Origin of the sequence: Aminobacter sp. UC22_36 (genome assembly GCF_044056035.1) — a bacterium.
In the GTDB taxonomy this organism is placed as follows: domain Bacteria; phylum Pseudomonadota; class Alphaproteobacteria; order Rhizobiales; family Rhizobiaceae; genus Aminobacter.
Genome location: NZ_CP171996.1, coordinates 2583822 through 2596949 on the forward strand (window position 1 = coordinate 2583822; position 13128 = coordinate 2596949).

A 13128-nucleotide genomic window follows, 5' to 3' on the forward strand; every position below is an offset into this window, starting at 1 on the left:
CGGCCGTTGAGCGGATGAACTCCGCCGCTGGCGGCGATACTCCCACTGTTTTCAGTTAAAAATCAATCATGAAAAGGGGTTTTGTGCCGCTGGCGTCGGGCAAGTGCAGTGACGTTGCGTCAATGCTTGGCAAGGCCGGTCCGGACTTCGACAAAGTCGGCAATCGCCTTGATGTCGTCGATGCCGAACACCGCAACCTGCTCGCCCTCGACCGGATGATCGGAGGCAATGGCGACGATCGCTGGATCCTTTGAGGTCAGCGGCGAACGGTCCTTGGCGTCGAGCCGCCGTGCCTCGATCTTGAGATGATTCTCGCGCTTGTAGCCTTCGACAAGCACGAGATCGCAAGGCGCGATCCTCGCCAGCACCTCGTCGAGCGTCGGCTCGTCTTCGCCGCGCAACTCATGCATCAGCGCCCAGCGGCGGCCCGACACGATGGCGACTTCGGTGGCGCCGGCCTCGCGGTGGCGAAAGCTGTCGGCGCCGGGCTTGTCGATGTCGAAATCGTGGTGGGCGTGCTTGATGGTCGAGACCCTCCAGCCGCGTCCGACCAGTTCCGCCACCAGGCGTTCGGTCAAGGTGGTCTTGCCGGAGTTTTTCCAGCCGGTGATGCCGAACACCCGATGCGCCATCAGTCGGCACCACCGGACAAGCGTTGGGCCTCGGCGAGGTCTTCAGGCGTATTGATGTTGAAGAACGGATCGACCGTCACTGCGCCACGCTGTTCGACAGGGAAATCCACCACGTCTAGGCCTGCTTGCTCGATGAATGTCATCACCCTTCGGGTATCGCTGCTTTCCAGAAACGCTGCAAGCGCATCGCGCAATGAAACCGGCCACAGCGCGAAAGTCGGGTGCACACGCGTGTTCGAAGCCGCCACGGTGACTCGACCGGCGACCGCGCGCGCGGACAATCGCCGGGCAAGATCCAGCGGGAAGAACGGCGTGTCGCCGGCAACGCTGAGCAGATGGGTTGTGCCAGGCTTGTCGGCTGCCCATTCCAGTCCTGCCAGGATTCCGGCCAGTGGCCCCTGGTAGCCGGCAATGGGGTCGGCAACGATCTCAGCACTGAAGTCGGCGAAAGGCGCTCGGTCGGCATTGGTGTTGATGATGATCTGGCTGACCTGCGGCCGCAGGCGATCCAGCACCTGCCGTATCAGCGGACGGCCGCCAAGTTCCAGAAGCGTCTTGTCGGCGCCGCCCATCCGGCTCGATCGGCCGCCGGCGAGGATGAGCCCTGCGATCTGTCCTGCCATGCCTAGATCCCGTCGGGCGCCATCGAGGCGCTGGTGCTCTCGGCCGCCGGCCGACCCTTGCCGACAACGCGTTCGCGATAGAGCGAATAGAGGCCGGACGCAACGATGACGGCGGCGCCCATTATCATCGCCAGGTCGGGGATGTCACCGAAGACGAACACGCTGAGCGAGAGCGCCCAGATCAGGGCGGTGTAGCGGAACGGGGCGATGAAGGAGATTTCGCCTTCGCGCATCGCCATGATGACGAACTGATAGCCGAACAGCACCAGCACCGCGGCTCCGGCGAGGAACGCGACGAGGTTTGTCGTCATCGGCACCCAGCCACCGAACGGCACGATCGTCAGCGCACCGGTGATGGTGATGATGACGGTGGTGGTGGTCGAGACGAACAATGAAGGGATGTGGCCGGGGATCTTTCGCGTCGCGAGGTCACGCACGGCGCAGAAGGCGACCGAAAGCAGGGCCAGCAACGAGAACGCATTGAATCCCTCGAAACCTGGCCGGACGATGATCAGGACGCCGCCAAAGCCGGTGGCGATGGCCAGCCAGCGGCGCCAGCCGACGGCCTCGCCGAGGAACAGTGCTGCGCCCATGGTCACCGCCAGCGGCAGTGCCTGTAGCACGGCGGAGATGTTGGCCAGCGGCAGATGGGGCAGGGCGGCGAGAAAACACACCGTGCCGCCAACCTCGCCGACAAGGCGCAGGAACACCATCGGATGCCAGTAGTTCCGGTAGCCCTTCAAGGCACCCTGCTGCCAGGCGAGAAGGCTGATCAGCGTGGTGGCGAACAGCCCGCGCACGAGCATCAGCTGGCCCGGATTGATCGTCTGGGCGGCGAGCTTGCTCAACGTGTCGTTGAAGGTAAAGGCTGCCATGGCGACGACCATGAAGGTGGCGCCGCGAACATTCGAGGAAAGTGGCACTTCGGCTTTCCGTTGCTGCTGTTGCTTACGGCTTTAGCACCGGTGCGTGAAACAGCAATGCCAATCGGATGGACCAGACATGTCAATTGGCCTCACGGGCCGTTGAGGCTCTCGGCGATGGCGCCGACCAGCGGGTCGTATTTGGCCTTGGACGCCGCCGGGTATTTGAGCAGGAAGGCATGGATGACGCCGCCCCTGCCAAATTCGAGGCGGTGGTAGAATATGTCGTTGCCGTCATGGCCCGACAGCACGATCCAGTCCTTGCCCAGCTTGCGGTAGGTGACCTCCACGCCCTCGGAGCTCATGTCGGCAAGCTGCCCGGGCGTCTGCTCAAGCGCGTTGTTGGAGCCGTAGATCGCGAGGCTCGCCCCGTCCGCCGCCAGGAATGTCATGCCGTCGCCGTTCTCGGGCGGTTCGGCCTTGCTGACGAAGATCTCATGCGGAAACGTCACCGACGTGCCGAAGCGGGCATTGGTGTAGATGAATGGCTTGGCAAGTGCAGGCGCTGCTAGCACCATCGCCAGAGTCATTGCGGAGAACGTCCTGGCGAACCGGTAAGCCATGCCCATTACCTCACGAGGACGTTGTCGGGTGGCGACGATAGCTGCAACTTAGCCGCCTGTCACACTCATATGGCGCGAGACGGACGGGCGATTGGTGCGGCGGTCGATGATGAAATCGTGGCCCTTGGGCTTGCGCCCGATCGCCTCGTCAATGGCATTGGACAAAAGCTCGTTGCCTTCGGAGGCGCGCAGCGGCGCCCTGAGGTCGGCCGCGTCGCGACGCTACCGCAACCGCTGCAGCGCGGTCTTCACCGCATCGCGATTGTCCTGCCTCATTTGCTCGACGACCGCCTCGAATCGCCCGTCGCCGAAGATCCGTTCGCGATAGGCCGCGTAGTCGGCGAGCACCGCGCGCACCGTGTCGGCGAGTTCGCCGTAGCGCGCCCACACCACGAACGGGTGATACGCGATCGACTCGCGCAGCGGCACGTCTTCGCTGACGACGACGACACCGCACAGCAGCGCCGGCAACACGCGCAATTCCTCGAACGTGTGGTGCTGGCCGGTCTGATGCACGTTCACGAGCACGCGCGTGTCGCGGTACAGCGTGCACAGCGCTGCGCCCGCGTAGACACCGCTGACATTGAGCAGCGACAGGCGCGCCGCGTGGGCCGCTTCAAGAAACGCCGCGCGGCGTGGTTGCGCGACGTCGCCAAACAGCGTTATCGCGTCGCGCCGCCGCGTGCCCGGGGTGACGTCGGTGTCGTACAGCAGCGGCGCGAGCACGATCGTCTTGGCCAGATACGCATCGAAGCCGCCGGCGCGGCGCAGGTTTTCGACATTCGGCCGGCTGTAGTCGACGATCACGTCGGCCGATTCGACCACCGCGCGGTTCACCACGCGCGCGAGATAGTGCCCTTGGCCGTCCGGCAACGGCACGGCACCGGTCGGCGCGCCGTCGCTGTCGCGCCCGCCCGGCTTGACCAGCGTGTGTTCCCACTGGACATCGATGCGCCGCGTGCGGTTCGCATTGCCGCAGTCCACCTCGGAGTCGCCGAACACGAGATTGACCGGCGCGTCGCGCACGGCCAGCGTTTCGCGGAACAATGCGACACAGTACAAATAGTATTCCCGTACGAATGTCGGATACTGCGGATCGTATGCAAGCCGCGCACGGCCGACGGTTTCAACGCGGCACGCCGGCGCGCGCGGAAACACATGGCGCCACAGCGCTTGCAGCTTGCGTGCGACACGCTTCGCCAGCGTCATTGCGGAGAACGTCGCGGCGAGCCGGTAAGCATGCCCATTGCCTCACGAGGACGTTGTCGGGTGGCGAAGGTCGATGTCGCTCAGCCGCCCGTCACGCTCATATGGCGGGAGACTGACGGGCGATTGGTGCGGCGGTCGATGATGAAGTCGTGGCCCTTGGGCTTGCGCCCGATCGCCTCGTCGATGGCGTTCGACAACAGCTCGTTGCCTTCGGAGGCGCGAAGCGGCGCCCTGAGGTCGGCGGCGTCTTCCTGGCCGAGGCACATGTAGAGCGTGCCGGTGCAGGTCAGGCGCACCCGGTTGCAGCTCTCGCAGAAATTATGCGTCATCGGCGTGATGAAGCCGAGCTTGCCGCCTGTTTCGGCGACATTGACGTAACGCGCCGGACCGCCGGTCTTGAACGGAATGTCGGTCAGGGTGAACTGGCGTTCGAGATTGGCCCTGAGCAGCGACAGCGGCAAATACTGGTCGGTGCGGTCGGCATCGATTTCGCCCATCGGCATCGTTTCGATGACCGTCAGGTCCATACCGCGGCCATTGGCCCAGCGCAGGATTTCCGGGATTTCGGTGTCGTTGAAGTCCTTGAGGGCAACCGCATTGATCTTGATGTGCAGGCCGGCCACCTGGGCGGCGTCGATGCCTTCCATCACCTTGGCAAGGTGGCCCCAGCGGGTGATGGCGTGGAACTTGTCTGGATCGAGCGTGTCGAGCGAAACATTGATGCGTTTGACGCCGCAATCAGCCAATTCCTGGGCGAAGCGCGACAGCTGCGAACCGTTGGTCGTCAGCGTCAATTCTTCCAGCGCGCCACTATCGAGATGGCGCGACAGCTGGCGGATGAGGTGCATGACGTTCTTGCGCACCAGTGGTTCGCCACCGGTCAGGCGCAGCTTCTTGACGCCCTTTTCGATGAAAACCGTGCAGAGCCTGTCGAGTTCTTCGAGCGACAGCAGGTCCTTCTTGGGCAAGAAGGCCATGTCTTCGGCCATGCAATAGGTGCAGCGGAAATCGCAGCGGTCGGTGACCGACACGCGCAGATAACTGATCGAGCGACCGAAAGGATCGATCATATCCATGGTCTGCGCTTCCGTTTCCCGTTCGTGGTGCGTTAGCCGGCACCTTCATATTACGGCTATGTTGTACGCTTGGACATGTCAATCAAGATGAAAGTTTGTTGCCTTGGGGTGACTCCGTTCGCTTTGCGGTGTTGGTGGTGTCTTAGCGCTTTTCGCGGCGTCCGAAGCGCAGTAGTGAAGGGCAGTTCACAACGGCAGGGCGGATCATGACGGCACCGAAAGAACTGAGGGTCTCCAAGGACCGCAAGCTGTTGACGGTGACGTTTCCGGACCATCGCCCGTTCGAACTTTCAGCCGAGCTGCTGCGTGTGCTTTCTCCCTCGGCAGAAGTGCAGGGCCATTCGCCCGAACAGCGGGTCACCGTGCCCGGCAAGAAGGACGTTGCGATCCTCAAGATCGAGCCGGTGGGCAACTATGCAGTGCGCATCACCTTCGACGATTTCCACGACACCGGTATCTTCACCTGGAATTACTTGCACACGCTTGGCCACGACAAGGACAAGCGCTGGCAGGAATATGTCGACGAACTGGCGCAAAAAGGCTTGAGCCGCGATCGCTGACTGTCTTTGGTCGTTCACATTGGCCGGCTAAGCGCAGCTGCATCGAAGCAGGAAGAGGGGAGGGACGATGTCGCTCATTTCAACGGTGGAACAGCTCGAGGTGCTGTATGGCGTTCCCGGCGAAACCTCGCTGGTGAAGGAGCTCGATCACGTCATTCCCGAATACGCCGCTTTTATCGAAGCCTCGCCCTTCGTCTCGCTGGCGACCAGCGGGCCCGAGGGGCTCGACTGCTCGCCGCGCGGCGACCTGGCCGGCTTCATCCGCATCCACGATCCACGCACACTGATGATGCCGGACCGCCGCGGCAACAACCGTGCCGACTCGCTGAGGAACATCATCCGCGATCCGCGCGTCGCGCTGCTGTTTTTGGTGCCGGGTTCCGGCACGACGCTGCGCGTCAATGGTCGTGCCCATATCAACGTCGACGCGGAACTGTGTGCGTCGTTCACAGTCGAAGGCAAGCCGGCGCGATCGGTGACGGTGATCGACGTCGATGCCGTTTATTTCCAGTGCGCCCGAGCGATCGTCCGGTCCGAGTTGTGGAATCCGGAACGTCATGTCGATCCGAAGTCGTTGCCGACGCCCGGTCAGATTCTTGCCGTCACCAGCCGCCAGGGCATCGACGGCGAAACCTATGACCGCGAATGGCCCGAGCGCGCCAAGAAGTCGATGTGGTAGGCGGATGGGGGTAGGAAGTCCTGCGAAGGCCGGAAGAATGATGTGAAGCAGGCCAGCAGGCCTCAAATCAATGTGATTGCCGTCGGCGTAACTCGGACGGCATTCGCCACGTATACCGGCAAGATTGCTGGAGCCTTTTGAATGACACCTTGGACAGACCGCGCCGGAAAACTCTCGCCGCTCAAGGCTTTGGCATTTGCCGGAACGTTGGTGCCGGCGCTGCTGCTTGGCTACTATGCGGTGCAAGGCTTTCCGCAGGGCGCTGGTGCCAGCACGCTGCTCGGCCCGCGGCCGTTCACGGCGGCGATCCACGAAACCGGCGACTGGGCGATCCGCTTCCTGCTTCTGTCGCTGGCGGTGACGCCACTACGCCGCATCGGGCAATGGCCAAAGCTGATCCTCATCCGCCGCATGCTCGGCATCGCGGCTCTCAGCTACGCGCTCGGCCATCTGGTGCTCTATTTCTTCGACCAGAACTGGGATGTGGTGCGCGTGGTCAGCGAGATCGCGCTGCGCATCTATCTCACCATCGGATTTGTCGCGCTGCTCGGGCTTGTCGCGCTTGGTGCAACGTCGACCGACGCGGCGATCAAGAAGCTGGGTCGCAACTGGAACCGGCTGCACAAGATCGTTTACGGCGTCGCCATTCTGGCGGCGCTGCATTTCTTCATGCAATCCAAGGCCGATGTTTATCAGCCGACGCTGATGGCAGGCTTGTTCATGCTTTTGATGTTCTACCGCCTTGCCCACTGGCGTGGATTCAGCCTGACGTCGCCGCTTGTGCTGATCTCGATTGCAGTTCTTGCAGCGCTGTCGACTGTGCTTGTCGAGGCGGCCTGGTATGGGCTGGCGACCGGCGTGCCACCCCGCCGTGTGCTGTGGGCCAACCTGCAGTTCTCCTACACGATCCGGCCGGCATGGTGGGTTCTGGCGACAGGGCTTGCGGTGGCGGTGCTCGGGTTCGTCAGGTCGATGGGCAAGGCCGAAGTGCTGCGGGGCCGGCGGGCTGTCAGGGCAGCCGCCTGACGACTATTCCTTCAAGGCGTCGGCGACGCGCAGCATGTGCGCGCCGATCAGGTCGCATTGTTCCGGCGTCGACGCGCTCATCGCCTTTTCGATCAACGCACCATAGGCCTTCAGCGCCCGCATCAGCAGAGCCTCGCCGTCTTCGGTCAGCGTCAGCCGCATGACCCGGCGGTCCTTGGCGTCTGCCTCGCGGCGCACCAGCGTGCGCTTTTCCAGCTGCGGCAGGAGCATGGTGATGTTCGAGCGCCCGACCAGCAGCTTGCGTGCAAGATCGTGCTGCGAAATGCCAGGATGGCGATAGAGGTTCATCAGGACATCGAGCTGCGCCGGCTTGAGGTCGTGCGGCTGCAACGCGCTCGCCAGGGCGCGCTCCATCGAGTGGCATGCCTTGGCCACGGCAACCCAGTTGCGGAACCGCGGGTTGTCCCACGGCAAATCTTGCTTATTGTTCATGATTGAACTATTATTGTTCATGATTGAACTTATGGATGGACAATCACTATGGCATCAATCGGGCTCAAGGTCATCCGGCGGCTGTTCGGTGCGGCCGAACTGGTTTCGCCACGTCTCGCTGGTCGCGCCGCATTCGAGCTTTTTCGGCGTACGCCGAGTCAACGCTCGCTGAGCGCGGGCGAAAAGCGCGCCATCGGCAACGCATCGAGCTTCATGGCCGAGGCTCGCCATCATCGAATCAAGACCCAAAACGGCTGCGTGGCGATGCACGAGTTTCGCCCGGAGGGGGCGAGCAAGGGCACCGTGCTCGTCATCCACGGCTGGCGCTCGCGCACCGAGTATATGCAAGCGCTGATCGAAGGCTACAGGAATGCCGGCCTCAGGGTGATCTCGCTCGACCTGCCCGGCCATGGTAGCTCGCTCGGCCGCGTACTGGACATGGCCAAGGCCGTCGAGGCGGCCACTCTCGCCGGCCAGTGGTTCGGGCCCTTCGAGGCGATCGTCGGCCATTCCTTCGGCGGTGCGGTTGCCGTCAACGCTGCTGCCGGAACCGTCAAGGGGTTCGAGCCACTTGGAGCCAAGCGGCTGGTGCTGGTGGCCGCGCCCGATTCGATGCCCAAGCTGTTCGACGATTTCGGCCGCTATCTGAACCTTGGACCCAAAACGCAACGGGCTATTTCGGGGCAAGTGCAGCGTGTGACAGGTACCCCGATCGGCCAGTTCGTCGGCTCCAGGCTGCTGATGCGCCTGGCCACTCCGACGCTTGTCATTCATGCTCCCGACGACAGGGAAGTGTCCGCCAACGAAGCGCGCGCCATGGCCGGCGCCGGCGGCCATGTCAGGCTGTTCTGGGCCGACGGTCTCGGTCATCGGCGCATCCTGTCGAGCGCCAAGGTGGTGGCCGAGGCGGTTGGCTTTCTCCAGGCCGCTCGGGAGCTCGATACAGTCCACTAGCCGGTCGCCGATCCGCGGCGCCGCGTTGGAGCGCTGCGCTCAGCCCTGGCGTTCCAACGCCGCCCTTAGCATGTCGTAGGTCGGCGCCAGTTCGCGAAGCGATGCCGCCGCCGCGGTGTCATTGCCGGCAACGAGCGGATACTGCAGGGAGCCGATCAGCCGGGCCTGCTTGTCCGCAATCCTTGCCGCGTCGGTGTATCCCGCACGCTCCAGGCAGGTTGCGGCGTCCGCCGCGCGGCGTGCTCCGGCCCGGACAGCGAAGTGTATCATGTGGCCACGCAGGTCTTCCTCACAGCCGCGCTCGATCAGGCGCGCCAGCGCTTCGGCGGCCGCGGCATTGCCCGAGCTTTCCTTCGGCATGTCGTGCTCACCCGCCATCGACAGCCAGCGGATCGCCGAAGGGATCGACGCCTTGATCATGTCCACATCGGCGATGTCGGCTATCCGCCTGAAGGCGGTACGCATCGTATACGGCGTGCCATAGATCAGCGTCCTGGCACTCCAGGCGGCCATGAAGTCGACGAGCGGCAGGCGGGCGTAGGGATAGCCCTGCGGATCGTGCATCAGGATGCTCTCGTCGTCGACTTCGAGCGCCACGACGTAATGATCGGCCTCGATCGGGCCGCGCATGCGTGGCTGATGCCGGAGATGCCCCATTTCGACCGGACCGATCCAGACCGGGCCAGCGGCCAATGCCTCCTTGAGGCGCGCCAGGGCCTCCTCGGCGTCGCCACCTTGCGTGACATCAGATGTCCAGCCAAGCGCTGAAAGCGCGTCTTCAAAACCTTTCTCCGGGTCCCAGCCATAGGGGTCGAAGAATGGCATCGTGCCGCCGATCAACTGCATGCCGAACGGGCCGCCTATGGCCACCTCGATGACAGCGGTCGACGGCGCATCGGCTCCGAACATCATGGCGAAGGAATTGGCATAGCAATACGGGCCCGAGCCCGTGTAGGCAAAGTGCGTCATGTCTGGACCTCTTGTCAGATGATCGGGTAGGCGACGTCGAAACGTGCGCCTTGGGTTCCGGGATAGGTTTCGCAGGGGCTGCCGGTGCAGCTCAAGTCGCTCCGCGCGTCGAGCCAGACTTCAAGGGCGTCGTAGACGTGCATGACGCGGGGAAAATCCTCATAGGCCTTGGGCACCGGCAGATAGACCTCGCGCCTCGCCGGCTGCAGTCTGATCAGCAGGTCGCCTGCCGGCTCGAGGTTTCCCTCATAGTCCACTGCGACCTCGACGAGGCCTTCGCTGTCGCGGCTGACAAGGTCGTGAAAGTGTACGCTCGTCAATCCGTCGCAAGCCAATCCCGAGGCGCGCAAATGCGCCCGGATTTCCGCTTCGGCTCCGGCGATGAAATCGTCCAGCCCCTCGATTCCGATCTGGCGCTGTCGTGAGACGACCTTTGCGGCCGATACCTCGCGCAGGCCGATCGTCGCCGTCAATGCCGGTTCGCCGCCTTCGGCTTGCCGGGAGAGGGCGCGTACGAGTTCGGCCTGGTCGGCAAGCCTGTCGTTCTGCGCGCTCAGCCAGCTTTGCAGTTCGACGACGCGTGCTTCCGGCGTGAGCTCCAGCAACTGCGCGACGCGGGCGATCGGCAGCCCCAGCCGGCGCAGCCGCGCGATCAGACGCGCCCGTGGCGCCTGCGAGGAGGCGTAGTAGCGATAGCCGGTCTGCGGATCGACGTGGACCGGCACCAGCAGGCCTTGCTCGGCATAGAGCCGCAATGCCTTTGGCGACAGTCGCGTGGCGGCCCCGAAACGGCCGGCGAGGAGATAGGAATCGGTCATGGCAGCGTGTCTAGGGTTGGCCCCAGGGGCGAGGTCAAGCGCTCGGAAAAACTTCGCCCGCCCCGCTCCGGGTCAGCTTCTTTTTACGCCTGGTTCGGTCGGCAGGCCGGCGGCGCGCCAGGCGGTGAAGCCGCCAAGGATGTGGCGCACCGGCTCCAGCCCCATCTCCTGCGCGGTCTTGGCGGCGAGCGCCGAGCGCCAGCCGCCGGCGCAAAAGAAGACGAAATTCTTGCCGCTGGAAAAGAACGGCTTGTGGTAAGGGCTGTCCGGGTCGATCCAGAATTCGAGCATGCCACGCGGGCAATGCTGGGCGCCTGAAAATCCGGCCCTCGCGCTCGACCTCGCGCGGGTCGCGCAAGTCGACGAAGATGGTATTGGTATCGTCGAGCAGCGTGGCAGCTTCCTCCGGCGACACTACCTCGACCACTGCATTGGCCTCGTCGAGCAATTCCCTGTAACCCTTCTTCACCTTGCCCTCGCGTCAATTCGGCCCAAGTTCAGCTTGTCAGGCCAAGTGATCACATGAAGCGACAAGGCTGTCATCGCTGATGAATTGTGCCACCTGCCGGCTTGCCTCACGATGATGTGAAACTGTTCGGCAACAGCTGCCGGGAAATTTATGAAAGCTTAACGTTATCGGTATGAATCGAGAGAGTAGCGCCTTACATCAGCCATTTGGGGGCAGGAATTCTTCCGCCGGCGCATAGCGATTCTAGTGCAGTTTCCGGGCAGGGATGGTGTCTTATGAAGTTTTCTTTCCTGAACAGGACGATCTCGCTTCCGCTAGCTGCCCTGGCCGCGACGGTGGCGCTTGGCGCGCCGCAGGCCGGTGCGCAGAACTTCTTCGATATCCTGTTCGGTGGCAGCGGCAACCGTGCCCCCCGCCACCAGCAAGGCGAGTTTCCGCCGGCGCCGGTCCAGAAGAAACGGGCCCCCGTGGCTGCGACCAAGATCAGCGCGCCGTCCTATTACACCTACAAGACCGATGCGATGGTGACTGTCGACTTCTCCAAGCTGGTCGCCGGCACGCAGTCGGTGTCGCTGGAGCCGTCGCTTGCCGGCACTGCCTTCCGTGAAGCATTGGCCGGGCTCGATGCCTTCGATCTCGTCGCCGAGAAGGATATCGCCAAGGCGCTGCTCGACTATTACACGGCTAATCCCGATTTCATCTGGGTCACCGGGCATACCGCCAACAGCCGTGCCGAAGAGGCGATCAGGACGTTGAGCGACGCCGCCAGCCATGGGCTGATGCCGGCCGATTATGCGGTCTCGGTGCCGCCGGCAGCCTATGCGCTCGATGACACCGTCGGCAGGATGAGGACGCTGATCCGTTTCGAAATGGCGATGTCGGCGCGCGTGCTGCGTTATGTGCATGACGCGCAAGGCGGACGGATCGATCCGAACCGTATCTCGGGCTACTACGATTTCGCGGCCAAACCGCTTGATATGGTTGGTGTGCTGAAGAGCCTTGGCCAGTCGAATGAGGCGCGCGTGTTCCTCGAAGGGTTTCATCCTGAGAACCCCGAGTACAAGGCCTTGCGCGTCGAGCTCGAAGCGCTCAAGGCGAGCGAGGAAAACGACATCGTCGTCGACCCCAAGCTTCTGCTCAAGCCGGGCGAGACCAGCCCGGAACTGCCCAAGCTTCTGCACCTCATCGCCCGCGATCTCGACGACGAGATGGGCGGGGAGTTTGGCGAAACGCTTGCCCGGCTCGGCAACAGCGAAACCTATTCATCCGAACTGGTGCCGGTCATCGAGGCGGTTCAGAAGCGGGCAGGGCTCAAGGCCGACGGCGTTGTCGGTCCGCGCACGGTGGCGATACTTGCCGGCACGTCCAAGGCCGATCGGCTGGACAAGGTCCTTGTCGCGCTCGAACAGCTGCGCTGGCTGCCTTCCGACCTCGGCAGCCCACGCGTTTTCATCAACCAGCCGGCCTATACCGCAAGCTACATCGACGGTGGCGTCGAAAAGCTCAAGATGCGGACGGTGATCGGCAAGACCACCAACCAGACCAGCTTCTTCCAGGACGAGATCGAGCAGGTCGACTACAACCCGTATTGGGGCGTGCCGCAGTCGATCATCGTCAACGAGATGCTGCCGCGCCTGCGCAACGATCCCAGCTATCTCGACCGCGCCGGCTATGAAGTCACAGATTCGCGCGGCCAGCGCATTCCATCATCGGCGATCAATTGGGGCCAGTACGGCTCGAAGGTGCCCTTCAGCGTGCGGCAGGCGCCGAGCGAGGCAAATGCTCTTGGCGAGCTCAAGATCCTGTTTCCCAACAAGCATGCCATCTACATGCACGACACGCCGCAAAAGGCGCTGTTCGACCGCGACAGCCGCGCCTTCAGCCACGGCTGTATCCGCTTGTCCGATCCGCGTGCCATGGCAGCCGCAGTGCTCGGCACCGACGTCGATCACATCGCGGCCAAGCTGAAGCAGGGCCATTCCTTCGAGAAGGTGACGCGCAAGATCCCGGTCTATGTCGCCTACTTCACCGCCTGGCCCGATCTCGACGGCAAGGTCGAGTATTTCGGCGATGTCTACGACCGCGATGCAAAGCTGAAGGATGCCATGACACGCACCGACGCTGCCAGGGCACCGAGCATCTGATCGGCCACGCGGGCACGCAACCACCAGGTC

General features: G+C 63.3%; 14 protein-coding genes and 2 pseudogenes. 5 read left to right on the forward strand and 11 right to left on the reverse strand.

From position 1 onward, the window contains the following. Window positions 1–119: 119 nt before the first annotated feature. From mobB to moaA, 7 genes and pseudogenes are all read right to left on the reverse strand, one after another. Window positions 120–632 (reverse strand): molybdopterin-guanine dinucleotide biosynthesis protein B, encoded by a 513-nt coding sequence (mobB, locus tag ACHMW7_RS15860; RefSeq protein WP_395451127.1) that lies wholly within the window; start codon window positions 630–632, stop codon window positions 120–122. Further along, on the reverse strand, window positions 632–1255 hold the full coding sequence (gene mobA, locus ACHMW7_RS15865) for a molybdenum cofactor guanylyltransferase MobA (RefSeq protein ID WP_395451128.1): 624 nt from the start codon (window positions 1253–1255) through the stop codon (window positions 632–634). The genes mobB and mobA overlap by 1 nt, the downstream gene beginning before the upstream one ends. 2 nt (window positions 1256–1257) lie before the next feature. Further along, entirely contained in the window at window positions 1258–2178 is a 921-nt protein-coding gene (locus ACHMW7_RS15870; RefSeq protein WP_395451129.1) for a DMT family transporter, read from the reverse strand. A 92-nt stretch (window positions 2179–2270) separates the two neighbouring features. After that, complete coding sequence (locus ACHMW7_RS15875; protein ID WP_395451130.1) at window positions 2271–2741, reverse strand: hypothetical protein; 471 nt, start codon at window positions 2739–2741, stop codon at window positions 2271–2273. Window positions 2742–2789: 48 nt separating this feature from the next. After that, window positions 2790–2963 (reverse strand): annotated as a pseudogene (locus ACHMW7_RS15880) (GTP 3',8-cyclase MoaA); the annotation flags it as partial. After that, the gene (locus tag ACHMW7_RS15885) at window positions 2964–3950 is read right to left on the reverse strand and encodes a hypothetical protein (RefSeq protein ID WP_395451131.1); all 987 of its coding nucleotides are present in this window, start codon (window positions 3948–3950) and stop codon (window positions 2964–2966) included. Window positions 3951–4030: 80 nt separating this feature from the next. Further along, window positions 4031–5026 (reverse strand): GTP 3',8-cyclase MoaA, encoded by a 996-nt coding sequence (moaA, locus tag ACHMW7_RS15890; protein WP_395451132.1) that lies wholly within the window; start codon window positions 5024–5026, stop codon window positions 4031–4033. 206 nt (window positions 5027–5232) lie between these two features. Between moaA and ACHMW7_RS15895 the strand changes: the two genes are divergently transcribed. From ACHMW7_RS15895 to ACHMW7_RS15905, 3 genes are all read left to right on the forward strand, one after another. Beyond that, window positions 5233–5586 (forward strand): gamma-butyrobetaine hydroxylase-like domain-containing protein, encoded by a 354-nt coding sequence (locus ACHMW7_RS15895; protein ID WP_395451133.1) that lies wholly within the window; start codon window positions 5233–5235, stop codon window positions 5584–5586. 67 nt (window positions 5587–5653) lie between these two features. Continuing rightward, window positions 5654–6265 carry a pyridoxamine 5'-phosphate oxidase family protein gene (locus ACHMW7_RS15900; protein WP_395451134.1) on the forward strand — a complete coding sequence of 204 codons (612 nt, stop codon included), beginning with the start codon at window positions 5654–5656 and terminating at the stop codon, window positions 6263–6265. A 141-nt stretch (window positions 6266–6406) separates the two neighbouring features. Beyond that, window positions 6407–7291: a sulfite oxidase heme-binding subunit YedZ gene (locus ACHMW7_RS15905; RefSeq protein WP_395451135.1), complete on the forward strand. Its 885-nt coding sequence runs from the start codon at window positions 6407–6409 to the stop codon at window positions 7289–7291. A 3-nt stretch (window positions 7292–7294) separates the two neighbouring features. Here ACHMW7_RS15905 and ACHMW7_RS15910 read toward each other — a convergent pair whose 3' ends face one another. Next, window positions 7295–7744 carry a MarR family winged helix-turn-helix transcriptional regulator gene (locus tag ACHMW7_RS15910; protein ID WP_395451136.1) on the reverse strand — a complete coding sequence of 150 codons (450 nt, stop codon included), beginning with the start codon at window positions 7742–7744 and terminating at the stop codon, window positions 7295–7297. A gap of 48 nt (window positions 7745–7792) precedes the next feature. Here ACHMW7_RS15910 and ACHMW7_RS15915 point away from each other — a divergent pair, with 48 nt between their 5' ends. Further along, window positions 7793–8698 carry an alpha/beta hydrolase gene (locus ACHMW7_RS15915; RefSeq protein WP_395451137.1) on the forward strand — a complete coding sequence of 302 codons (906 nt, stop codon included), beginning with the start codon at window positions 7793–7795 and terminating at the stop codon, window positions 8696–8698. Between the two features lie 39 nt (window positions 8699–8737). Here the strand turns inward: ACHMW7_RS15915 and ACHMW7_RS15920 are convergent, their stop codons facing one another. The 3 genes and pseudogenes from ACHMW7_RS15920 to ACHMW7_RS15930 all read right to left on the reverse strand — a co-directional run bounded on the left by ACHMW7_RS15920 (window position 8738) and on the right by ACHMW7_RS15930 (window position 10954). Next, entirely contained in the window at window positions 8738–9667 is a 930-nt protein-coding gene (locus ACHMW7_RS15920) for a hypothetical protein (RefSeq protein WP_395451138.1), read from the reverse strand. Between the two features lie 14 nt (window positions 9668–9681). Next, window positions 9682–10485: a MerR family transcriptional regulator gene (locus ACHMW7_RS15925; protein ID WP_395451139.1), complete on the reverse strand. Its 804-nt coding sequence runs from the start codon at window positions 10483–10485 to the stop codon at window positions 9682–9684. Window positions 10486–10557: 72 nt separating this feature from the next. After that, window positions 10558–10954: pseudogene (locus ACHMW7_RS15930) on the reverse strand (rhodanese-like domain-containing protein). Window positions 10955–11229: 275 nt separating this feature from the next. Between ACHMW7_RS15930 and ACHMW7_RS15935 the strand changes: the two are divergent. Then, complete coding sequence (locus tag ACHMW7_RS15935) at window positions 11230–13098, forward strand: murein L,D-transpeptidase (protein WP_395451140.1); 1869 nt, start codon at window positions 11230–11232, stop codon at window positions 13096–13098. Window positions 13099–13128 lie beyond the last annotated feature (30 nt).

Coding starts and splice junctions, on each gene's coding strand:
- mobB (WP_395451127.1), bottom strand. CDS start 632: ATGGCGCATCGGGTGTTCGGCATCACCGGCTGGAAAAACTCCGGCAAG.
- mobA (WP_395451128.1), bottom strand. CDS start 1,255: ATGGCAGGACAGATCGCAGGGCTCATCCTCGCCGGCGGCCGATCGAGC.
- ACHMW7_RS15875 (WP_395451130.1), bottom strand. CDS start 2,741: ATGGCTTACCGGTTCGCCAGGACGTTCTCCGCAATGACTCTGGCGATG.
- ACHMW7_RS15885 (WP_395451131.1), bottom strand. CDS start 3,950: ATGACGCTGGCGAAGCGTGTCGCACGCAAGCTGCAAGCGCTGTGGCGC.
- moaA (WP_395451132.1), bottom strand. CDS start 5,026: ATGGATATGATCGATCCTTTCGGTCGCTCGATCAGTTATCTGCGCGTG.
- ACHMW7_RS15895 (WP_395451133.1), top strand. CDS start 5,233: ATGACGGCACCGAAAGAACTGAGGGTCTCCAAGGACCGCAAGCTGTTG.
- ACHMW7_RS15900 (WP_395451134.1), top strand. CDS start 5,654: ATGTCGCTCATTTCAACGGTGGAACAGCTCGAGGTGCTGTATGGCGTT.
- ACHMW7_RS15905 (WP_395451135.1), top strand. CDS start 6,407: ATGACACCTTGGACAGACCGCGCCGGAAAACTCTCGCCGCTCAAGGCT.
- ACHMW7_RS15910 (WP_395451136.1), bottom strand. CDS start 7,744: ATGAACAATAAGCAAGATTTGCCGTGGGACAACCCGCGGTTCCGCAAC.
- ACHMW7_RS15915 (WP_395451137.1), top strand. CDS start 7,793: ATGGCATCAATCGGGCTCAAGGTCATCCGGCGGCTGTTCGGTGCGGCC.
- ACHMW7_RS15920 (WP_395451138.1), bottom strand. CDS start 9,667: ATGACGCACTTTGCCTACACGGGCTCGGGCCCGTATTGCTATGCCAAT.
- ACHMW7_RS15925 (WP_395451139.1), bottom strand. CDS start 10,485: ATGACCGATTCCTATCTCCTCGCCGGCCGTTTCGGGGCCGCCACGCGA.
- ACHMW7_RS15935 (WP_395451140.1), top strand. CDS start 11,230: ATGAAGTTTTCTTTCCTGAACAGGACGATCTCGCTTCCGCTAGCTGCC.